The sequence below is a fragment of the Verrucomicrobiia bacterium genome (genome assembly GCA_035460805.1).
GTDB lineage: Bacteria > Patescibacteriota > UBA1384 > CAILIB01 > CAILIB01 > DATHWI01.
Genome location: DATHWI010000118.1, coordinates 1 through 19,372 on the forward strand (window position 1 = coordinate 1; position 19,372 = coordinate 19,372).

General features: G+C 54.7%; 19 protein-coding genes. 13 read left to right on the forward strand and 6 right to left on the reverse strand.

All coding sequences use genetic code 11. The features are described from left to right. Positions 1 to 61 precede the first annotated feature (61 nt). The 3 genes from VLA04_04945 to VLA04_04955 are packed head-to-tail and all read left to right on the forward strand — an operon-like array spanning position 62 to position 4,136. Positions 62 to 682 (forward strand): thymidine kinase, encoded by a 621-nt coding sequence (locus VLA04_04945; GenBank protein HSI21013.1) that lies wholly within the window; start codon positions 62 to 64, stop codon positions 680 to 682. Positions 683 to 691: 9 nt separating this feature from the next. Next, positions 692 to 2,407 (forward strand): AmmeMemoRadiSam system protein B, encoded by a 1,716-nt coding sequence (gene amrB / locus VLA04_04950; protein ID HSI21014.1) that lies wholly within the window; start codon positions 692 to 694, stop codon positions 2,405 to 2,407. A gap of 34 nt (positions 2,408 to 2,441) precedes the next feature. Continuing rightward, positions 2,442 to 4,136 (forward strand): hypothetical protein, encoded by a 1,695-nt coding sequence (locus VLA04_04955; protein ID HSI21015.1) that lies wholly within the window; start codon positions 2,442 to 2,444, stop codon positions 4,134 to 4,136. 107 nt (positions 4,137 to 4,243) lie between these two features. Here VLA04_04955 and VLA04_04960 read toward each other — a convergent pair whose 3' ends face one another. Continuing rightward, positions 4,244 to 5,017, reverse strand: a complete 774-nt coding sequence (locus VLA04_04960; GenBank protein HSI21016.1) for a hypothetical protein — start codon at positions 5,015 to 5,017, stop codon at positions 4,244 to 4,246. A gap of 75 nt (positions 5,018 to 5,092) precedes the next feature. Beyond that, the gene (locus VLA04_04965; GenBank protein HSI21017.1) at positions 5,093 to 5,995 is read right to left on the reverse strand and encodes an NADP-dependent phosphogluconate dehydrogenase; all 903 of its coding nucleotides are present in this window, start codon (positions 5,993 to 5,995) and stop codon (positions 5,093 to 5,095) included. 170 nt (positions 5,996 to 6,165) lie between these two features. Here VLA04_04965 and VLA04_04970 point away from each other — a divergent pair, with 170 nt between their 5' ends. The 4 genes from VLA04_04970 to VLA04_04985 all read left to right on the forward strand — a co-directional run bounded on the left by VLA04_04970 (position 6,166) and on the right by VLA04_04985 (position 9,483). After that, positions 6,166 to 6,576 carry a hypothetical protein gene (locus tag VLA04_04970; protein ID HSI21018.1) on the forward strand — a complete coding sequence of 137 codons (411 nt, stop codon included), beginning with the start codon at positions 6,166 to 6,168 and terminating at the stop codon, positions 6,574 to 6,576. 125 nt (positions 6,577 to 6,701) lie between these two features. Next, a complete protein-coding gene (locus tag VLA04_04975; GenBank protein HSI21019.1) occupies positions 6,702 to 8,120 on the forward strand; it encodes a hypothetical protein in 1,419 nt (472 codons plus the stop codon). A 2-nt stretch (positions 8,121 to 8,122) separates the two neighbouring features. Continuing rightward, entirely contained in the window at positions 8,123 to 8,980 is an 858-nt protein-coding gene (locus VLA04_04980) for a hypothetical protein (GenBank protein HSI21020.1), read from the forward strand. Next, on the forward strand, positions 8,980 to 9,483 hold the full coding sequence (locus VLA04_04985) for a hypothetical protein (protein ID HSI21021.1): 504 nt from the start codon (positions 8,980 to 8,982) through the stop codon (positions 9,481 to 9,483). Before VLA04_04980 ends, VLA04_04985 begins: the two co-directional genes overlap by 1 nt. 40 nt (positions 9,484 to 9,523) lie before the next feature. Here VLA04_04985 and VLA04_04990 read toward each other — a convergent pair whose 3' ends face one another. Beyond that, positions 9,524 to 9,844, reverse strand: coding sequence for a TfoX/Sxy family protein (locus VLA04_04990; protein HSI21022.1), 321 nt, complete (start codon positions 9,842 to 9,844; stop codon positions 9,524 to 9,526). A 73-nt stretch (positions 9,845 to 9,917) separates the two neighbouring features. Here VLA04_04990 and VLA04_04995 point away from each other — a divergent pair, with 73 nt between their 5' ends. Beyond that, the gene (locus VLA04_04995; protein HSI21023.1) at positions 9,918 to 11,246 is read left to right on the forward strand and encodes a beta-galactosidase; all 1,329 of its coding nucleotides are present in this window, start codon (positions 9,918 to 9,920) and stop codon (positions 11,244 to 11,246) included. Positions 11,247 to 11,352: 106 nt separating this feature from the next. Then, on the forward strand, positions 11,353 to 12,309 hold the full coding sequence (locus VLA04_05000) for a hypothetical protein (protein ID HSI21024.1): 957 nt from the start codon (positions 11,353 to 11,355) through the stop codon (positions 12,307 to 12,309). Positions 12,310 to 12,441: 132 nt separating this feature from the next. Here the strand turns inward: VLA04_05000 and VLA04_05005 are convergent, their stop codons facing one another. The 3 genes from VLA04_05005 to VLA04_05015 form a co-directional block, all read right to left on the reverse strand. Then, positions 12,442 to 12,663 carry a hypothetical protein gene (locus VLA04_05005; GenBank protein ID HSI21025.1) on the reverse strand — a complete coding sequence of 74 codons (222 nt, stop codon included), beginning with the start codon at positions 12,661 to 12,663 and terminating at the stop codon, positions 12,442 to 12,444. 57 nt (positions 12,664 to 12,720) lie between these two features. After that, complete coding sequence (locus tag VLA04_05010) at positions 12,721 to 13,155, reverse strand: hypothetical protein (protein HSI21026.1); 435 nt, start codon at positions 13,153 to 13,155, stop codon at positions 12,721 to 12,723. 132 nt (positions 13,156 to 13,287) lie between these two features. Continuing rightward, positions 13,288 to 13,572: a hypothetical protein gene (locus VLA04_05015; GenBank protein ID HSI21027.1), complete on the reverse strand. Its 285-nt coding sequence runs from the start codon at positions 13,570 to 13,572 to the stop codon at positions 13,288 to 13,290. Positions 13,573 to 13,887: 315 nt separating this feature from the next. Here VLA04_05015 and VLA04_05020 point away from each other — a divergent pair, with 315 nt between their 5' ends. From VLA04_05020 to VLA04_05035, 4 genes are all read left to right on the forward strand, one after another. Continuing rightward, a complete protein-coding gene (locus VLA04_05020; GenBank protein HSI21028.1) occupies positions 13,888 to 14,655 on the forward strand; it encodes a helix-turn-helix domain-containing protein in 768 nt (255 codons plus the stop codon). A gap of 383 nt (positions 14,656 to 15,038) precedes the next feature. Beyond that, a complete protein-coding gene (locus VLA04_05025; GenBank protein HSI21029.1) occupies positions 15,039 to 17,102 on the forward strand; it encodes a hypothetical protein in 2,064 nt (687 codons plus the stop codon). Between the two features lie 81 nt (positions 17,103 to 17,183). After that, complete coding sequence (locus VLA04_05030; protein HSI21030.1) at positions 17,184 to 17,360, forward strand: hypothetical protein; 177 nt, start codon at positions 17,184 to 17,186, stop codon at positions 17,358 to 17,360. Positions 17,361 to 17,446: 86 nt separating this feature from the next. Further along, on the forward strand, positions 17,447 to 19,372 hold a 1,926-nt coding region (locus VLA04_05035), incomplete at its 3' end, for a PAS domain S-box protein (GenBank protein ID HSI21031.1).

The window sequence follows — 19,372 nt, forward strand, 5'->3', positions numbered from 1 at the left end:
TTTTTATATTCAGCACTTTTTTCTTATGGATGGGCTATGCTGAAAAAAGTAACCAACCCCCATGCCTGCAAAGAAGTACCGCCACCTCCTCACTGTGCATACCGGCCCCATGAAGGCGGCCAAAACACTCCATCTCATCCAAGCCTATTTGCACGCCCAAGCCTCTAGGCGGACGGTGCAGGCGTTCAGGCCAAGTGTGGACACCAGGCATGCGGATCCCATCATATGTACCCGTTTTGGCAATGTTTGCATCCCGGCTTCCCTTGTAGGAAGCGGTGCCGACATTTTGGCCGCGCTTAAACCGGAAACTACCCTTGTCTTGGTGGATGAGGTGCAGTTCTTAGAAAGCGGCTTTCCCGCCACAATCAGGGAAGTGCTTATGCAGGCTGATGTTGTAGTATCTGGCTTGGACTTGGATTTCCGTGGCTTGCCGTTTGGACCCATGGCGGAACTGCTGGCAATGGCCGATACGGTACATAAGTACACCACGGTGTGCGATGCATGTGGCGGGTTGGCCCGGTTCAGTCAGCGGCTTATTGATGGCAAGCCTTCGCGGGGTGAGGAGAAGGAGGTACTCCCAGAAGGAAAACAGGAAAACGTCAGTTACGAAGCCCGTTGCCACAAGTGTTTTCAGCCACCACGTAGTTTGACTGTCACAAAGCAGCGTAGAATGAAGGGGTAACCCACCCCTTTGGATACTAAACGCACCCTCTCCTTCATTGCGCTGACCAGTTTCGTTATCGGCATAACGGCGCTGGCTATTGTTATTGTTGCGCAGGCGCCAAACCGGACGCAGGGTAGGCTTATTACGGGGATAGTAGTGCCGCACCACGACATCGTCAAAGAAAAGCGGGCGCAGCTCTTTGCGGAGATTCACAAGCGCGGGGTAAGCCCGGCCACGGTAATTTTGGTGTCACCCAACCACTACAACTCAGGAGTAGGTGTTGTACAGGCAAGTACTAGGACTTGGACACTGAACGAAGGGGAGATTGCCCCTAACATGCAGGTTATCAACCGCCTGCTCCAGGCCGGCGTGCGTGAAGAGAGTGAAAGTTTCACCAATGAGCACGGCGTGCGGCTTGTCCTTAGTGATATCGAAAAGAATTTCCCCGATGCCTCAATAGTGCCGCTTATCGTAAAAGAGGGGGCGACCGAAAGCCAGATAAACCAGGTTTTCACGGCACTGGTGGAGACATGTGAGAACTGCCTCCTGGTAGCCTCCGTTGATTTTTCCCATTACCAACCAGCCATACTGGCCAACCTCCACGATTCGCTCACCCGCCGCCTTCTCCAAAATGGTGACAAGGAAGCAGTACTCAGCAAGGCAGAGGTGGACTGTGGCGTGTGTCTCAGCCTCCTTATACGCTGGTCTGACCACTTTGGCGCCAAGCGTTTCTCGGAGTTTGCCCACACCAACTCCGGAGAACTCATTGCCGACCCCGACATTGAGACCACTACCCACATCTTTGGCTGGTATGAGATGGGCGAGCGCACAGTGCCTCAGAAAAGCGTTTCCTTCCTAATGGGAGGCGATGCCATGTTTGACCGGGGGGTCGCATCGCTCTACCCGGGTAAAGACTTGAAGAATGTTTTTGCCACCCTGGGGCCGCGGACATTTTGGGGGACCGACCTGTCCCTTTTGAATTTGGAGGGTCCCATTAGTGCTACCCCTGTTGTCCCTGCCCCTGCCGACAGCTTTTCCTTTCATTTCCCGCCCGAGACGGTGAGTGCCTTGGATTTTGCCCATGTAAACGCGGTGAGCCTGGCAAACAACCATACGTTTAACCAGGGCGCCGAAGGGTTGTCCGCTACGAGGGACCTTTTGGACAAGGCAGGGATTCAGCAGGTGGGTGGGCCAAGTGACGTGGATACCGTGCGCACCATTACCATCAAGGGGGAGGGCCTTAACCTCCATGTCGTAAGCGTGCATGCCATTACGGCTGCGCCAGATTTGACCCCGCTTATCAAGCGGCTCAAGGGGAACCCTGCAGACCGGGTCTTGGTGTTCCCGCATTGGGGCATTGAATATGAAGCGAACCATTCGCCCATGCAGGCAGCCTTGGCCCACGCCTGGATGGACGCCGGGGCAGACATGGTAGTGGGTTCACACCCCCATGTGGTGCAGGACACGGAGCTCTACAATGGCAAGCCCATCTTTTATTCACTTGGCAACTTTGTCTTTGACCAAGAGTTTTCCGCAGAGACCCAGCAAGGCCTGGTGCTGGCTGGTGAGTTTACGGAAAACGGTGTGACAATCTTTGCTTTGCCAACCCAGGGCAAGGACCTGCAGCCAGGGTTCACACGCAGCGCGCGGAAGGCCGCAATTTTGGAAGAGCTCTACCAACCTTTCCTTGGATTTACCCGAGAGACTAAGGCGGGTGTATTGTTACAGCTGCCACTCCGTTGATACCATTACATAAGAACAAGCGAATTGCTTTCAAATGCCAGAGCACAAAATAAGCCCAATTTTGTTAGGGGGGCTTGCCATAGTCATTGTGGCAGGGGCGCTAACGGGGTACCAATACTACAAAAACAATCCAGATAGTGCGACGCCTACGCCTAGCCCAACGGCTACCGCAGAGGCTACTGCCACGCCTGCCGCTACCGCCACACCAGTGGCCAAAGTGACTGATGCGAATGTGACCTGGCTCAGTAAGCCTGAAAAGTTGGCAAGCGCGCCCGCAATTTTTGACAAAGGGGAAGTGTATGAGACAGCGGCCCTGGCTAACGCAGAAAATATTGCGTACAAGGTGGGTACTGACGGCACACAGGATATTATCCTCATGTTTGGCCCAGCCCTAGGCCTTGGTGGAACGGCGAACATGACGCTCCTTAAGACGGGCGCCAGCTCTTACGACCTGATCAAGGCTAACTCCTCCATGCTCTATGACGATAATGGCAAGTATGAGTATGAGCTTCCGCTAAAGAAGGGTGCAGTCACTGAGAACGCTACCAAGAAGTACGCGTCTATCACTGAGCCGGAAAAACTCACCGTAGATGGCGTTACTGCTGACTTGTCTGCGCAGTACTTCTCACAGGCGATGTTTGATTTCCGTGAAGAAGTGGATGGTGCCAAGCGAACGGACACCAAGATTGATGAGACTCCGTATGGCGATGTCTACCATGAGACTAACGGCAGCGGTGACACGGTCTACAGCGCCTTGGTTCTTCGTCGGTTTGACGGGCTGGTAGTTTACTACGACCTGCCACGCACCTTCATCACCGATGACAGCGTGCTTCAGGCCACTTGGAAAGACGGTAAGAAAAACAGCGACACTTTCCGTATTGATGGTTCCAGCGGTTGTGGCCACGCCCGTGGCATTACCATTATTGCCAGCGGCAGCCTGGATGGCCTCGCGGCAGTAGGTACTACTAGCAAGGGTGAGACACTGTACGGCTTTACCGATAACAACAACGCTATCGTAAAGAGCTACTACGAAGCCATGAATGGCGAGTACTACGACCAGGCCAAGGGTGACAACGTAAAGATTACCGTTGAAGAGTGGCAGGCAAAGCACGGGTTGGTTGTCTACAAAGACGGCCTGAACCGCCTCGTAGTCATTACCAACACCACCTACGGTGTGAATGCAGAGTGTGGCAAACCAGTTGTGTACCTCTACCCAACTGAGACAACCCCGGTTTCCGTAAAGGTTGGTGCAAATGTGACTGTTTCCGAGCCGGCCTACAACAACGGCTGGAACGTTACCGCCCATCCAAACGGCACGCTTGTCATGGGTAATGGTGCTGAGTATCCAAACCTCTTCTGGGAAGGTACTGGGCATGGTTCATACCCTGAAATCACCAAAGGCTTTGTAGTAAAGACTGCAAATATAGAAGCCACCTTGCGTGACCACCTGAAGCAGCTTGGCTTGAATGCCCAAGAGACCGCTGACTTCCTTGAGTTCTGGATGCCAGAAATGCCTACAACCCCATACACCCGTGTTTCCTGGTTGAACACCCGTGAGATGGATGAGTTGGCCCCGCTGACTGTTTCTCCTAAGCCAGACACCAGCATCCGCGTCTTCCTTGATTACGAAGGCCTAGAAGTTCCTATTGCGCTTCCTGCGCAGAAGTTGAGCGCAGTGCCTCGTCATGGGTTTACCTTGGTTGAGTGGGGTGGGTTGCTCCGCCGCTAAGGCCGAGTACTAAAAAGAGACCGCCGGAAGGCGGTCTCTTTTGTATAAGAAAACCCGCACCTTGTGGGTGCGGGTCAGTGAGTTGAGGTTCTCGTTCAACGTGGGCCTTAGTAGCTGTAGTCTCGGTCCGGCTTCTCGTCCACCGCCTTCTGACCCATATTGTCAGGGTCCTCGAAGAGGCGGAACGGGTTGAGGATGTAGAGATTGTTGATACTCAGCCGGTCGTAGCGTCCGGAGTACCACCACTTCTGGTAGATGGGGGTGAGGCCCCAGCGGCGTGTTGCCTCGTCGCGGGCGTTGAGGATCTCGTTGTCCCCAAGCCACTCGACCTCTCCCGGGTAGGGAAGGTAGTCTTTGGTAGCTTCCTGATCGCCTAGGGTGGCGTTGAAGGAAGTGCGGTAGCCTATAAACGTCCGGCGGATGGGCCGGAGTGCGTACAGGGCAAGGGCTTGCGGGACAAGCAGAAGGACGCAGGCGCAGAGCACCCCAAAGGTCTCCCGCTGGTCTTGGGTGTCAATCCACCGGCTGGCTAGCAAGCGGAGTGCCAGGATGATGAGAAGGGGCGGAACCCAGGCCCTGAACCAGATGAGGATGACAAGGAAGGCCGCGATTGCTCCCCAGAAGTAGGGGGGATTGTGCAGGACGTCTTCCAGGTCGCTGGCGATGAGCCAGACAATGCCGTAGCCCACTGCGACGAGGGCGATGATATCACCGAGGACTTCCAGGCCAATGCCGAGGAAGTTCCCTGCGTAGAAGAGGATGGCGCAGACGATGAAGACGACTGCTACGATCACCGTAAGGTAGCCAGTGCCTTTGATCGCACCAACAGCTGCCTTCTTGGCAACTTCCAGATCAGACGAGACTTTGCTTTTGTTGAACATGTTTTCAAACCTCCAACGAACAGGGGTGAATATACGCTAAATCACCCCGTTTGTCAATCTGGTAGCGCTCTTCTACTACTTATTGAGCGTGTGCCCACCAAAGGCGTTGCGCATGGCAGCCAAGAGCTTGGTGGCGAAGTTGGTTTTACCTTGTTGCGAGGCAAGGCGGACATCAAATGAGGCCTGGATAGAGGGCATTTCAATGCCGAGTTCCTTAGCCACCTCAAGGGTCCACCGTGCTTCACCAGATTCAGCTACATGCCCGTCAATGCCGTCCAGGGTAGGGTTGGCCTTTAGGGCGTCCCTAGTCAGTTCGTTGAGCCAGGATGTGATGACGCTCCGCTTCTGCCAGATATCGCCAGCCGCTACCAAATCGAGGTCTTTGTAAGGCCCTTCTTTCAAAATGCGGTAGCCTTCGGCCAGGCTTTCCATCATGCCGTACTCAATGGCGTTGTGTACCATTTTCACGTAGTGGCCGGAGCCGCTTTCGCCAAAATGTTGGTGTCCGCCGTGGGGTAGAGAGAGTACATCGAGGGGCGATGTGACAGCCTTGTACGAGGCCGCATCCCCACCGACCATCATAGAAAAACCGTTCTTGTAGCCCCAAACTCCGCCGCTTGTTCCAATGTCTAACAGGTTGGAACCGGCCGCCGCTACTTTTTTGGCCCGCTCGCGGGTGAGTCGGAAATCGGAATTCCCACCATCAATAATGATGCTGTCATTAGGGACGAGGGCAAGCCAGGCATCCAGTTCCGTGTCCACGACGTCCGAAGGAACCATGATCCACACTACGACTTGGTCCCCACCAAAAGCGGTTACAACTTCCTCTTTGGTGTAAGCTGCCACGGCACCCAAGGCCTTCATTTCGTTAATTGGGTCGTGGCTCCGGTTGTGGGCAATGACCGTGTGACCGCCTTCATGGAGTTTGCGGGCAATCTGGCCTCCCATGCGTCCTAACCCGGCAATAGCTATCTTCATAGTGGATGTTCCTTATTCCGTAGTTGACCTAGTATGATGCAAATATACCTGAATTCTATTTTAATCTTAACCGATACACTGCCAGGGAATTTTTCCTTGGAGAAAAATGATCGGCTTTGCGCGTCTATTTCGCGCAAAACGCAGTTTTTCGGAAAGGAAAAATTCCCACCATGGCTAAGACCTGGCAACAGAAGTATGACACCAGCAAGGAACCAGTGGTGGAAACACTGGACAAGGACTTCTCAGATTTGAAAGCGGGTTCAACCATGCTGATATCCACTCCGGCTGAGGTTGAGGCATACGTCAGGAGCATCCCACGGGGTACTGCCTTAACCATGAAGGAGCTTCGGGCAGGCTTGGCAAAGCAGCATGGCGCAGAGGGGACATGCCCGCTAACCACCAGCATCTTCTTGCGTATTGCCACAGAAGTAGCCCTGGAACAGATGGGGAATGGCGTTCCTCAGGGCAAGGTGATGCCCTTCTGGCGCGCGGTAGACCCCAAGGGGCCGCTGGCTAAAAAACTTTCCTGCGGCACTGCCTTGATACAGGACTTCCGCCGGGCCGAGGGAATCGCCGCCTAACAGGTTGGGCAGAGGGGCTTTAACCTTGACAAAAGGGCGGTTTTGTGGTATAAACTGCGCACATCCTAAATTGGCTTTTTAGCTCTGGGAAGTAGTTTGACAACTCTGGAGGATACAAAAACAAAATGCTGACTCGAACGAGTTTGCCTAAGCTGTTTTTGGCACTATTCATTGCCGTTCAGTGCTGCGTTGGGGTTAAATACCTTTCCAACACGGCAATTGAGCGCGCATACGCGACGCAAGTCGGACTAGTCGCCAAAATGTACGACGAGCTTCTTTATGGGCTCCACCTGGAGATTCTGGGTGCAAAGAAAACGCACCCCAAGTACACCGAAGGTCTTTCGGTGCAGAATCTTCTCGATGCACTCGAGCAGGAAAAGACTGCGCTTGAGCAAGTTCCGGACGAGCAAAGCCCGTTCCGGATGGCCCAAGCAACCGCCCATGCGCGGCTTGTCACTGGTGGTGTGGGCGCCCAGGTCACTTCGATCAGCACCACAATCGCCGACCTCAATACCGCCCTTGCTGCGTACCCACAAGTTGAGACGAACATACGTCGCGACATTGGGAGTGCCACAAGCCGGATTGAGAGCTACGTCGGCCAAGGCTACCGCCGAGGCCACTTCACTGATGCAGAGCAGGTCATCAACCAGCTTCGCAGCCGTGCAGGCAACGTAAAGCGTTTGTTAGGGACCATTGACTCTAGGGACCAGCGGCCAGACTACGTCCAGATCTACAAGATCGGCGTTGACTCCCGCGACCTCCTTACGCAGTCCAACTCCCTTGCAGATCGGGCGCCACGGCTTCACGAAACGGTGGCCCAACTTTCGGGTACGACCCGTTCGGAACATCAGACAATCCTCAACTCGTTCAGCTCGGCATACGCGGCAGTTTCTCGCATAGAGAACTACGCTGTGTACCAGAGACGCGGGTTTGCCCAAGGGTTGCGCAACGCACAGAACGAAATGCAGTCACTGGTGGACGGCCTCATCGAGGTCAACCGCCTGAACGGCATGGAAGTCCAAGACTTTGAGGGAGCACGCGCTCTCTTGGAGCGGGTGCGAAGCAGGCTTAACGCCATTGAAACGGTTATCGAACACACGCACGCATTCGATCGAAAGATCCGCAGTGCTGTTGCGAACATGAGTTCGTACCGTTCCGATGCAGACTCGGCAATTTCTCGTGCCCAATCCCACATTAATCAGTGGCGGAGCGAGAATAGTCAGCACAGGGCAGAGTCCACACTGGACGACGCACGAGACTACTACAATACTGCGCGGCTGCGTGAGTCGAGTGACCCTATAACGGCACTCGAAAAGTACCAATCTGCAGAGAGCGAAGCTGAGGATGCATACCGTCAAGTTGACACGTATGTACCTCCTCCTCCTAGCACCTCTTCAGATAGCTCAAGCTCTTCATCGGGCGGCGGCTTTGGTGGCGGAAGCTCAGGCGGCGGCTTCAGTGGATCCAGCGGCGGAGGCAGTTCGTCTCCTGGCGGCGGATCTTTTGGTGGCCCGGGTGGCGGTTCCTTTGGGGACGGAGGTTAAATATGTTCGAATCTGGTTGGTGGTTTACATTCCATGGTCTTCAGATCATGTTCTACATTGCCGGAATCGTGGTTGCGGCGCTCTATGTGCTCATCACATTCTGGCCCGGCAAGCTTAAGCCGTACATCAAAATGGTCCAGCAGTCTAAGCAACTGCGTGCGTCCGGTGCCGTCATCCACATTGAAGAGGACGAACCGGAGCCTTCGGCCGATGCCTGCGCCCCCATTCCAGTTGACGAGGTGAAGGCTGGTCAGATCCTGACTAGCGTTCCCACGTATAACGCCTCGAAAGAGGGCTCCTGGCAGGCGGACCGCACCGTGGTTTGCACGGCAATGGCGAAAGTCTTCACACCGCAAGGTGCCCAAGACACGCTCTTCATCTGGCTTTCTGGGGACATGCTCCTCATGAAGACGCCTACCAAGTGGCGGTTGTTGACCGAGTTGCCCATTAGCGGCAGCGAAGCCCAGACCGTTCTCGATGAGCGCGAATCCCTTCTCAAGGGAGTCAAGGCCGGGGCGAGTGTCCTGGATCAATCCATTGACTCGTTCCGCGGCTGTGCCTGGAAGATCAACGGTTCGTACGGACGAAACGACGGTGGAAAGTTCCCAGGTCAGAGCACGATCGAGCGAACCTCGGTCATCTCGGACACGGGGCAGTTTGCCGACGATCTGCCAAGCCTGGCCAAAGGCCAGCGACAGGCCTTCTCGTACTTCGACATGCGGGCCGACTTTGTTAGCGGTGATCCTACGTTTACGGATCGCTGCATGGTCGCCTTCTGGCTCGAGAACGGCGCAGACTGCGTCGTGTACGTAGGCAAGTACCTGGATGAAGCCGATGTCCGTCAGATGGGAGTCATGTAATGCCGAAAGGTGACGAAATATTCACCGACTGGCAGAAGCAGGTTGCCCCTCGCATCCAGCACATCCGCAACGCATACTACGCTGCCGGCACCCTAGAGGAGCTGAAGCGTGATGCGGAGCAGGTGCGGGATAGCTGGGTAACCAAGATGAAGCATCCTGACGTACGGCTAGCCCAAGAGGCAGCCGACAAGCATCTGGCAGCCAATGCCGCTTACGAAGAATATGCACGGGCATACGAAGCGGTAGGAAGCCAAATGCAGCTGGTCCGCCTGGAGCTCAACAAGCTTCAGGACCAGCGGCTGACGCTCTCTGGTATGTGCCGGGCATTGAACGTCCAGGAGCTTGGTGCTGATGTACTCGAAAGGGTCTACGGCGCCATTGGGCCTGACAGTCCCGTGGAAAGCGCCCTCGCTACTGCCCGCACTGCGGTGTCAGAGTTGAGCGCTGAAGCGGCAGCCCGCCAAGAGCTGCAAGCATTCTTGGCAGATTCTTCGCCGGCATAAGCCGGTGTCTAGTGGCCGTCCCCAAAGGACGGTCACTTTTTTATTTCTTGGGCTTAGGTGCGGGAAGCGCGTCGGCAGTCTTCCGTATGAAGCGTTGCAGCCACTCCCGGTCTTCCCACTTGTCCTCCGGTACCCGGAAGTAGAGTTTTGACCCGGGGTAGGCTGGGGCCATTTCCGTTTCCGCTTCAAACTCTGCCGCAGCAGCTGAGGGTTTTACAAAGAGTTGGTTGTCGCAAATGAATGCCACCACCTTGTCATTGCAGTAGAGGGCGTACTCGCCAAACATCTTCCGTGAGTGCATGGTTCCGGCGCCAGCAACTTGGTCCAAGATAAAATCGACAGTTTGTTGTTCGGTGGCCATAGAAAGACAGTACCTCTTTCACCGTGGGTTCTCCAGGGTTTTGTTCCGCGGCGTTTATTGCTACTCTGCTCTATTGTTTGAGAAGGAGCTTGAAAACCTGATGCAGAAAATAAAGCACAAGAACCCGTTGCTATTTACGGGCTTTGAATGCTCGAAGATCGTGTACGGGTGCCGCCAGGATGGCACGGAAGACGTTCTCGCTACTACGGCGCACGACAAGCGCTTTAGGAGTGACCTGCGACGCGTAAAAGAGGCGGGTGTGACTTTTGTCCGCTGCCCCGTTCCTTGGCACCGCATCGAGCGGGAGCCGGGTCGTTATGATTGGAAATGGCTGGATGCATACATGGCTGCGTACCGGGAGTTTGGGCTTATACCCATTGCTGACCTGGCGCACCACACTGCTATCCCGTCATACCTAAAGTATGGTTATGCCGACCCAGAGTTTGTGGGCCGTTTCATGGCATTTGTCCGTGAGTTTTACGCCCGCTACCCCTGGATAGAATGGGTAACGCCTATCAACGAGCCCTGTGCCACGGCGCACCTCTGCGATGTTGGCTACTGGGACAGGCATAAGCCTGACTACTGGCTGATCATAAAGCAGATGGGACAGGCTATCTGTGCATCGTCACGCTTCCTCCATGAGAGAGGGGTGAAGGTTATGCATACAGACCCCGCCCAGCACTTCCAGGTGCGGAAAAGGAAGAACCGGTATCTGGCAGAGGCCCGCAATGAGTGGCGTTTCACGGAAATTGAACTCTTCCTGGGTCTCATTAGTGAGTCAGACCCCCGGCACGCAGAGTTGCTTGAGCGGTATGGCTTTAACCGGGAAGAATTGAAGTGGTTCAGAAAGAACCCGGCGCATATCGATGTCTATGCATTGGACTACTATATGCACTGTGAATTGCTCCTGGATCACGAGGGGAAGGCCCCGCCTGCACGCGGCCTCGCACCCATCTTCCTGGACTACTACGAACGCCTTGGCCAGCAGTGTCCTGCGATGCAGTTTGCCATAGGGGAGTTCAACGTCCGCGAGAATGTGTTTGGCCGCCTCACGTGGGCCAAGTTTATTCTGGAAGAAGCCCGTACAATCTGGGAAAAGCTGGGTGACCGGTACTTTGGCACCTGCGCCTATCCCTTTATAGACTGTACGGATTGGTGTTCCTGCCTTAGGCATCCCAATAGGAATATTGACCCTCAAGGTATGTTCCTGTGGGTAGAAGAGGGCACGTTACGGCGGGTGAAATCACTCCTGTTCCGTTGGATGAGTGACTACGCCAAAGGGAAGGTCTCAGAAGCAGACTTTCCCGTGTACGGCTTTAGTGCGGACATGCACAACCGGCCTGACCGCCTCCTGTGGCGGTTTGAGCGGTGGGGCGTAAAGGAAATAATTCGTGGCTTGTGAACATCTCACCCGCTTTCTTGGGAAAGCGGGTTTTTCTTGCCTCTAGGAGTTGATTATTTGCATACTTAGTGATACTATCCCAGCGCCTTATATGGAGGGTTTGCGGATGTTGAAATTTCGAAGTTCCTTAGAGGATGGAGATCCCAAGCTCCTTCCTATCGTCAAAGTGGAGCGCCAGGGCGACCACAGCATTTCCGTCCCTGGGAACCTGGGGCGCTACGTCCAGACCCAGTTACGTGAACGAGGCTTTACGCAGGGCATTTGGGTCGTCAAGATGCGGGGCGCTAACCTTGCAGGTGCAAGTGGCGGCCGGAAGTTCTTCACGGTACGCGGCGTTTACAACTACAGCGTCCTCGATGTCATTGCCCAGCCGGGTAACCGAGGGACATGTCGAAGGCTGGAGGTAGATGTCCCCGACGAGCACTACAGCCCGCAGGTGGTTATGGCCAGCTTTAGGCCGGAGCCCAAAATGCAGGTTGGTTCAGCAGAGCAGGGCATGGTTATCTACAGTACCGGTGAAGTCATCAACGCTGACAAGCGGGTGCCTGCATCGGTGTTGGGCAGGGGCATGCGCTCTGGCTTCAAGCAAGTAGAAGCCTTTGCCAACAAGGAGGCGGAAAAGACGTTCAAGTTCTGGCGGAAACGTGAGAACATCCTAGCGCTCTTTGATGCCCTCCTGGATTCTGAAAAAATCCGGAAGGACACCGTATCCATGGAAGTCCTGGACAGTGCCATTGCCCGGGTTTGGGGAGCGAATCTCTCCAAGATGGGACTCAATGGGCTCAAAGTCCTCCTGGTTGAAGAGCAAGAGCTCTTTGTAGCGTCTAACTCGTTCAACCTCTTCCAGCTCACTATCGAAGGATGGCTGCTGCTGGAGGAACGGCGAAAGCTTCGCGAGGCCCATACCGAGCAGCGCATTGCCCAGCGCCGGGAAAACCTGGAAGCGGAGCTGAGACGGACGGAGGCACGCATTGCGGCTTTCGAAGAGAGCACGCTGCGTCGCCGGGAAGAGCTTAACAGCTACCTCGACAGCCTGCGACGCCAGGCGCGGGAATTCCGTTAAACCTAAGTGGCCACACACCGTGGCCACTTTTTTATTACAAAAATCCCACCAACGGTTGTTGGTGGGAGAAATCCCTCAGGAGTGGGGCGCAGAAGGGGGATTACCTGCTGCGCCTTGGAGTTCCAGTTTGTCCTAGCGGAACTCGTACCCCGCCTTGCGGAGTATTTGACGGAAGTGCGGGCCGTGGATCCAGTCACCCTGGGTAAGCCAACGGCCGTCCGTTCCCTTAAGAGCGTTAACACGGGGAGAGGCAGCGATCTGCTGGGCGGTTCCGGCGGTAATTGCCAGGCCACTGTAGGAGCAGGTTTTGGTTCGCGGCGAAATAGCGTGGAGAACAGGTCTGTTCTTTGGCATACGGTACCTTGCGGTGCCTGGTTTGCGGTTGTAGGGCAGCATTCCGCTGCCCTGCGGTCAGGGCTTCTTGGGAGAAGCCGGGTCCATGTCCGGTGGGCGCCGGTACCCGAGGATGAACTCCTCCACCGCCTCCTCCGCCAGCTGGCGGGTGGAGCTCTCGTGTCTGTGCAACGAGATGCGGTGCTGAAGCACGATGCGGCCGTGGCGGTCCACGATCTCCAGGAGCAGCGTCTTGGGGGTGCTGCCCTCCTTCTGGCGGACCAGGAGGTCGATCTGCTGGTCGGGGCGGGGCTGGTAGGCGCCCGCCGTGTACAGCGTCTGGAGGGCGGGGCCCGCCACCAAGCCCTCCGGCTCGGCCTGCTTCACCTTCTCGTCAATGGCGGCGGTAAGGCCGAGCATGGGCGAGGGAGGCGGAGCGAAGTCCGAGTCGGAGCAACCGGTGAGGATGAAGGCCAAGGCGGCGACGATGGTAAGGGAGGCGAACTTGTACATCACTTCTCAGGCCAGATCGCGTGGCCCAAGAAGTGCTGCACAAGCCGCTTTCAATTCCGTCCTGGTTGAGCACACGACGCGTGTTATGTGCTCAATGGGACGGCCCAGCGTTATGCTGGAACCGCAGATGGCCTAGGTGACAAGTGTTTGTCCCTTGGCCGCAAGGAGTTTCCCGATGGTCACCTTGGCTTCCTCCGTCCGCCGCGTCTCCCGACGCGACTTGGCGGTTGCCAGGTTGAACCCTCGGAATCCTGCCGGCCGCAGAAGCTGCATGTAGGCTTCCCTGGATACCTTCTTGTTGAGAAGGGCAGGGGCACCGTCGATGTCTTCTGGGACCTTGGTGATAACAATCACCTCGGCTGGGTCCTTGATGGTCACTTCAGACACGGCGCATACGATTGGGGTGTTGTTTCTCATAATCCTTCTTCTCTCCAGTAAGGCTACGTGCCCGTCGTAGCCTTAGGGGAGAGAACAAGGTGTTCTCAGTCCCGCTCGTTAGGAAGTGGCGTGGAGGTCGTGCCTTGTGGAATATGGCAGATGTCAGCTCCTAGAGCGCTTTTCACTTCCTAACGAACAATCGGCAGTATAACATTTTATCTAATTATGTCAAGTAGTTTTATAACAAGACATAACTTTCTAAACAAATAACAGGTTAAAATGAGAAAAATATAGTGTCAGTACTTGATAAAATTCTAGTAATGAATTACAATATATCCATACAAAAATACACATATGAACCCACTCCTGCACCAACTTGGCCTCAGCGATAAAGAGGCAGCAGCCTACCTGACCCTCCTTGAGCTTGGCAGCGCTTCTGTCCAGCAATTGGCAGATGCCACCGGCATTAAGCGCGTCACCATGTACGTGGTTTTGGAGCGTTTGGAAAAGCTGAACCTGGTAAAGGCACTTGGTGAAGGGAAGCGGGCCACCTTCCGCGCAGCGCATCCTGGCGAACTGGAACGTCTTGTGGACGGCCAGATTGCTGAGTTGGAAGCACACCGCGCAGACCTTAAGAGCCAGCTTGCCAACCTGGAAGCGCTCTACAATTACCGTTCTGACAAGCCAACCGTCCGTTATTTCGAAGGCAAAGACGGCCTCATTGAGTTGGACAAGTATGGCGAGGAGCAGCTGGAGCCTGGTACGGTCATGTATTCCATTACCCCGCACGATATTATCCAAAAAAACTTCCCCGCACGGAGGAAGGACAGTGTGAACTACCGGGTACAGAAGGGTATCCGTTCCCAGGTGGTGTATGTGAGTGAGAACCAGATCCCAGAAGCCATCAATAAGACACAGCTGCGCGATGCCATTGGGTTTAAGCCTGATGAGCTGGACATTAAGGGTACGCTTACCCTCTTCTCCGGCTGGGGCGTAAAGTTCTTTAACTACGCCAACGGCAACTTCTTTGGCGTACTTATCCAGAGCCCAGAGCTTGCCGACTCTTTGGTAAAGATGTTCGAACTGGCGTGGGATGGTGCCAAGGCACGGAAACAAAAGTAAAAGAAAAGGCCCCCTCCGTTGAGGGGGCCGGGTTCCAGCCAATAGGCTAGGTGGGTGAATGACCGCGTAGTTTACGCAGTGTCCGGTACTAACAGACGATCGAGGCGGCGGCATGCCGTCTTGCTGTCCAAATAACCGAACCTATGTTTTACCATCCCATTGTTGGGACCTCCATTGCACACTCTCTTGGGGTATATCCGCCGGCGCAGTGAGTTTTGACAGCCTCACTGCGCTTTTGGAAGGCCCTAATGGCCCATAAGTTCACCTCCTTTTTGCGTGCAGGATGATTTATACAGCAAAGTACGCCTTTTGTCAATCCTGTAGCCTTTAAATGTAAGTTTTCCCCGTACGCCGCACCTGCTTTCCTGGTGTATAGTTAATGCATGCAGGAAGCCTTCCGACACCACTTACAAAAAGTGAATGAACTTGCCGCGCGCGAGCTAGATGCAACTGATCCCGATGAAAAGGAAGTTGTAGAGGAGGATGTAGACCGTGCGCTGGCTGAACATGCGCTGGCACGCATAGCTGACTTGGACAGTCAGTACGATATTTTTGAGATCCAAAAAGAAAAACAAGAGATCATGCGCCAGATGCGCGCAGCCCTCCATGACGTGGACAACCCCGACGTTGGTCCTTATGAAACGGCACGGGACGCAATCACGGTTGTCTATAACGAGGACAACGACTGTTACGCCGTTAAAACGCCTAAAGGCGAGGAGTTGCTAACTGAGGGAGAGATACTCGCCAACATGGAATGGGGCTTTCGCTACGCCCTCGGCAGCGACGCGCCCCGCTCTATCCGGAAGCGGTACATTATTGAGGACAGCAAGCAGCAGCTTAGGCAGTGCTTGGACCAGCAGATCCACCTGGACGAACAGAGTAGCGCCCGGGTAGACAGGCTGAAGAAGAAGGCATACCGGAACCTCATGGAGGACCGGGAGAAAAGCCAGGAGCCGCCGGGTGTTATCGCCGAGAAAGTCATTGCCACCTTCTTTAACCGTTTGCAGCATGACTCAAAACTGAAGTTTTCTTTTGAGCAGGGCGACATCTACCAGGACGTCACCCAGAAAATAGACTTCATCATTAAGAAGAATGCCCACATCCGTGGGGTACATACTGAAGAAGAAGTTGACGATACTTTGCCAATGGCAAGCGGCATCCAGTTTACCCTGAAGCAGGATGCTGATGATTTGAGTCACAAACAGGGGCAGATTGATTACTCGCTCCGCGAAGGGGGCGCAAAGAATGAGGTGAGCGACATTATGTTGGTCAGTTTGTCACCCAAAGCGCAAAAGGGCCTCTTTAATGCATACAATCAATTCAAAGAGCAGAAGACACACTCCGTCGACCGGTTCATCCCTAAGCATATCCAAGAAGAGCTGTTTACCCATTTGCTCAAAGGCATCTTTTCACCCCAGCAAATTGCGGAGCAGTGGCAGGCTATTAACGCAAAGACGCCTTCCAAGGCCGTAGAGGAGCCCGTCGCTGTTCCGGAAGAAGTTGCGCCTGAACCGGTGCCGACAGAAGAGGTAGAGGCGATTCCAGAAACCTTTGAACAGGCTGCCGCCTACTTGCGTCAGAAGAACCTGGGGCTTATGGAGCAGAATGCTCGGGAACAAGGGTTATATTTTCACGACAAGGGGCATGCGCTTGATGTGGAGCGTCGTGCTACCGCTATCATCCGTGCCGTATATGGCGCAGAAAAGGGCGACAAGCAGGCAATGAACAAGGACCTTGCCCTTGCCTCACTCATTGCCGCCGTCCATGACAAGGACCAGGTGTTTTCTGAGGTGGAAGAAGGCAGGGGACGCCACCGTGCACCGGGTGTGAGCGAGCTGAAGACGATGCGTTCCTTTATTGGGCAGATGACCGAGGTTAACCAAGAGGCAGGCAAGGAGCTGATTAGCGGCGATGACGAGGACATTGTGACTGACGCCATGGAGTGTACTATCGTGAGCTACAACAAAGAGGAGGGCGTACACCAAAAACACCTTACTCCAGAGACCGGCCTGGTTCCTCGCGCGATTGCCTTGGCAGACCTGGGAGGATTAGGCATGGAGGGCCCGTACTCGTTCTTTGAAGGGGGGAGCAAGCTTTTCTTGGAGCACAACCCAGATATCTTTAGGAAGATTTGGAATACCAAGGAGAAAATGTACAACCTGCATGGGTTGGATGAGAGGCAAGAAGAGGATATAGTAGCTCGCCTCCGCCAATTCATAGACTCCCAAGAGAATTTTGCCGTAACGCGGTTTGCCCGCTTTGAAACCGAGCTCGAAGGCCTTTCCCCAGAGGCAAAACGCGCCGTAAAGGAGCTCTTCAAGGGTTTTGAGGATGCGGTGGAAGAGGTGAAATACGTAGCCGAAGAGCAGCGGGGCATGGGTCTGAGTGAACTCTTGGAGGCCTTTAATTTTGCAGAGTACTTACCAGCGTACCAAAGCGCGCTGTAGACTTGTGTGTTTGCTTGAAAACGAGGTGGAGCGAGCGTAGGCTGGCGGTGTTATCAGCTAACAGGGAGGTTACGTATGAGTATGCCTGAAGAGCTTCAGAACAGTAATCGCCAGTTCCTGGTTGCGGCGGACGAGAAGTACAAGCGCATGGAGCAAAAGGCCAAAGAGGCCAGCCGCAAGGCGGCAAACCAGCCGGTGGCCAAGGAGATCGGGGACAATAATACCAATCAGTACCGCAAGACGGGTAATAGTATTTAACCAAAAGGCGGGACTCCGGTCCCGCCTTTTTCTCGTACCATGGCCTACTCTTCCGTGCAGGACGCGTTTGGTATAGTATCCATCTAATGGGAAAAGAGCTGCGTCTGTCTCTGAACACAGAACATCTCTATCAGCGGGTCCTTGAGCACACCCATGATTTGGTTGTGCTCACGGATATCCGTGGTAGGGTTTTGTATGCCTCTCCTTCACATGAGCGGTTCCTAGGCTATAAGCCAGAGGAGCTGGTGGGTACCAACGGTATTAAAATGTTCCATCCAGAAGACCAGGGTCGCATGACCCTGTATTTGGCAAAGTGCCTTACCAGCTCCAAGCCCATTTCGGCGATGGGGCGGGTACGGCATAAGGACGGCCACTATGTCACTGTCGAAGGTATCGGTTCACTTATTCGGGAAAAGAGCGGCCTGCCAGGCATGGTGTTGGTCACTTCGCGCGATATAACTGAGCGAATTGGGCAAGAAGAGGAGCTGCGGGAAAGCAAGCAGAAGTTCCGCATTGTTGTTGAGTATTCCAACGACCTTGTTGTCCTGACCAACCCAGACGGGACGTTTGTGTATGCTTCGCCTTCCTGGGAGCGCGTCGCGGGGTATGACCCCGAAGACCTACTGGGGGTGGACGCCTTCAGCCTCATCCATCCTGAAGACCATGAAACGGCCCGCAAGGCTATGACCCAGGGGTTGGTGACGGGAAGTCAGTCCCCAGTGCAGCTCCGCCTCCGCCATAAGGAGGGGAATTGGCTTACCGTACAGGGAGTAGCATCGGTTATACCTGATGAGAACGGGGAACCCTCGATGTTCGTGGCATCATGCCAAGACATTACGGAACTCAAAGAAATTGAAGAGAACCTCCGGAAAAGCGAAGAGAGCTTCCGGCTTTTGGCAGAAGCATTGCCGCAGCTGGTGTGGACCGCAGACCCGCAGGGCGTATTTACGTACTGCAACATCCGCTGGCGGGACTACGCCGGCTCATCTCTGGAAAAGACCCAGGAGAAAGGCCGGGAAGATGCGGTGCACCCAGATGACTGGGAGCGCAGCCGTATTTTGTGGAAGCGTTCTTTGGAAAGCGGCACGCCGTATGAGATTACCTACCGTTTGAAGCGGGCTAAGGACCAAATGTACCGGTGGTTCTTAGGGCGGGCCGTACCTGTGTTTAACGAGAAAAAAGAAATTACAACTTGGATTGGTACGTGCACTGATATCCACGATGCTAAGACGGCAGAGGAGGAGATGCGGCACCAGGCCCTGCACGACAGCCTGACGGGCCTCCCAAACCGCGACCTTTTGGAAGACCGCCTACAACAGGCGCTAAACCGCTCAAAGGTTACCAAGAAGCCGGGCGCACTTATCTTCTTAGATTTGGACCGGTTCAAGATTATTAATGACTCCTTGGGTCACCATGCAGGGGATGCCCTTCTCAGCGAAGTTGGCCGCCGCCTGGCCAAGCATGTGCGTCCGATTGATACCGTTGCCCGCTTTGGTGGTGACGAGTTCCTCATCCTCTTGCCAGAGGTAAAAGGCCAGGATGAAGCCGTGAAGATCATCAAGGAGATTTTCACTTCCTTCAAGGAATCCTTCCGCATGGGTAGGCGGCAGGTACACCTGAACACCAGTGTGGGGCTTGTCCTCTTCCCTCAGGATGGGAAAGACACGGCCACCCTGCTTAAGAATGCCGATAACGCCCTCTACCAAGCCAAGGAATCGGGCAGGAGCACGTACAAGGCATACAACGCCTCCATGCATACCCGTGCCATGCAAAAGCTGACCATCCAGTCCGAGCTGCGCAAGGCAATTAAGAACCACGAGCTCTGCCTCTACTTCCAACCTATTGTGGACCTAAACACCCAAGAGGTGGTCAAGGCCGAGGCCTTGGTGCGCTGGAACCATCCTACCCGCGGCTTTGTCCTGCCAAACGAGTTCATTCCGGTGGCAGAAGAGGGCGGGCTGATTGTGGAGATTGGTGAGTGGGCCATTGAGCAATCTTTGCTTCAGGTGAAA

Excerpts from the sequence above, each read along its gene's own strand:
- VLA04_04965 (HSI21017.1), bottom strand. The coding sequence starts at position 5,995 with ATGAAGATAGCTATTGCCGGGTTAGGACGCATGGGAGGCCAGATTGCC.
- VLA04_04985 (HSI21021.1), top strand. The coding sequence starts at position 8,980 with ATGCCGAAAGGTGACGAAATATTCACCGACTGGCAGAAGCAGGTTGCC.
- VLA04_05000 (HSI21024.1), top strand. The coding sequence starts at position 11,353 with ATGTTGAAATTTCGAAGTTCCTTAGAGGATGGAGATCCCAAGCTCCTT.
- VLA04_04955 (HSI21015.1), top strand. The coding sequence starts at position 2,442 with ATGCCAGAGCACAAAATAAGCCCAATTTTGTTAGGGGGGCTTGCCATA.
- VLA04_05010 (HSI21026.1), bottom strand. The coding sequence starts at position 13,155 with ATGTACAAGTTCGCCTCCCTTACCATCGTCGCCGCCTTGGCCTTCATC.
- VLA04_04970 (HSI21018.1), top strand. The coding sequence starts at position 6,166 with ATGGCTAAGACCTGGCAACAGAAGTATGACACCAGCAAGGAACCAGTG.
- VLA04_04960 (HSI21016.1), bottom strand. The coding sequence starts at position 5,017 with ATGTTCAACAAAAGCAAAGTCTCGTCTGATCTGGAAGTTGCCAAGAAG.
- VLA04_05005 (HSI21025.1), bottom strand. The coding sequence starts at position 12,663 with ATGCCAAAGAACAGACCTGTTCTCCACGCTATTTCGCCGCGAACCAAA.
- VLA04_05015 (HSI21027.1), bottom strand. The coding sequence starts at position 13,572 with ATGAGAAACAACACCCCAATCGTATGCGCCGTGTCTGAAGTGACCATC.
- VLA04_04945 (HSI21013.1), top strand. The coding sequence starts at position 62 with ATGCCTGCAAAGAAGTACCGCCACCTCCTCACTGTGCATACCGGCCCC.
- VLA04_05025 (HSI21029.1), top strand. The coding sequence starts at position 15,039 with ATGCAGGAAGCCTTCCGACACCACTTACAAAAAGTGAATGAACTTGCC.
- VLA04_05030 (HSI21030.1), top strand. The coding sequence starts at position 17,184 with ATGCCTGAAGAGCTTCAGAACAGTAATCGCCAGTTCCTGGTTGCGGCG.
- VLA04_04990 (HSI21022.1), bottom strand. The coding sequence starts at position 9,844 with ATGGCCACCGAACAACAAACTGTCGATTTTATCTTGGACCAAGTTGCT.
- VLA04_04975 (HSI21019.1), top strand. The coding sequence starts at position 6,702 with ATGCTGACTCGAACGAGTTTGCCTAAGCTGTTTTTGGCACTATTCATT.
- VLA04_05020 (HSI21028.1), top strand. The coding sequence starts at position 13,888 with ATGAACCCACTCCTGCACCAACTTGGCCTCAGCGATAAAGAGGCAGCA.
- VLA04_04980 (HSI21020.1), top strand. The coding sequence starts at position 8,123 with ATGTTCGAATCTGGTTGGTGGTTTACATTCCATGGTCTTCAGATCATG.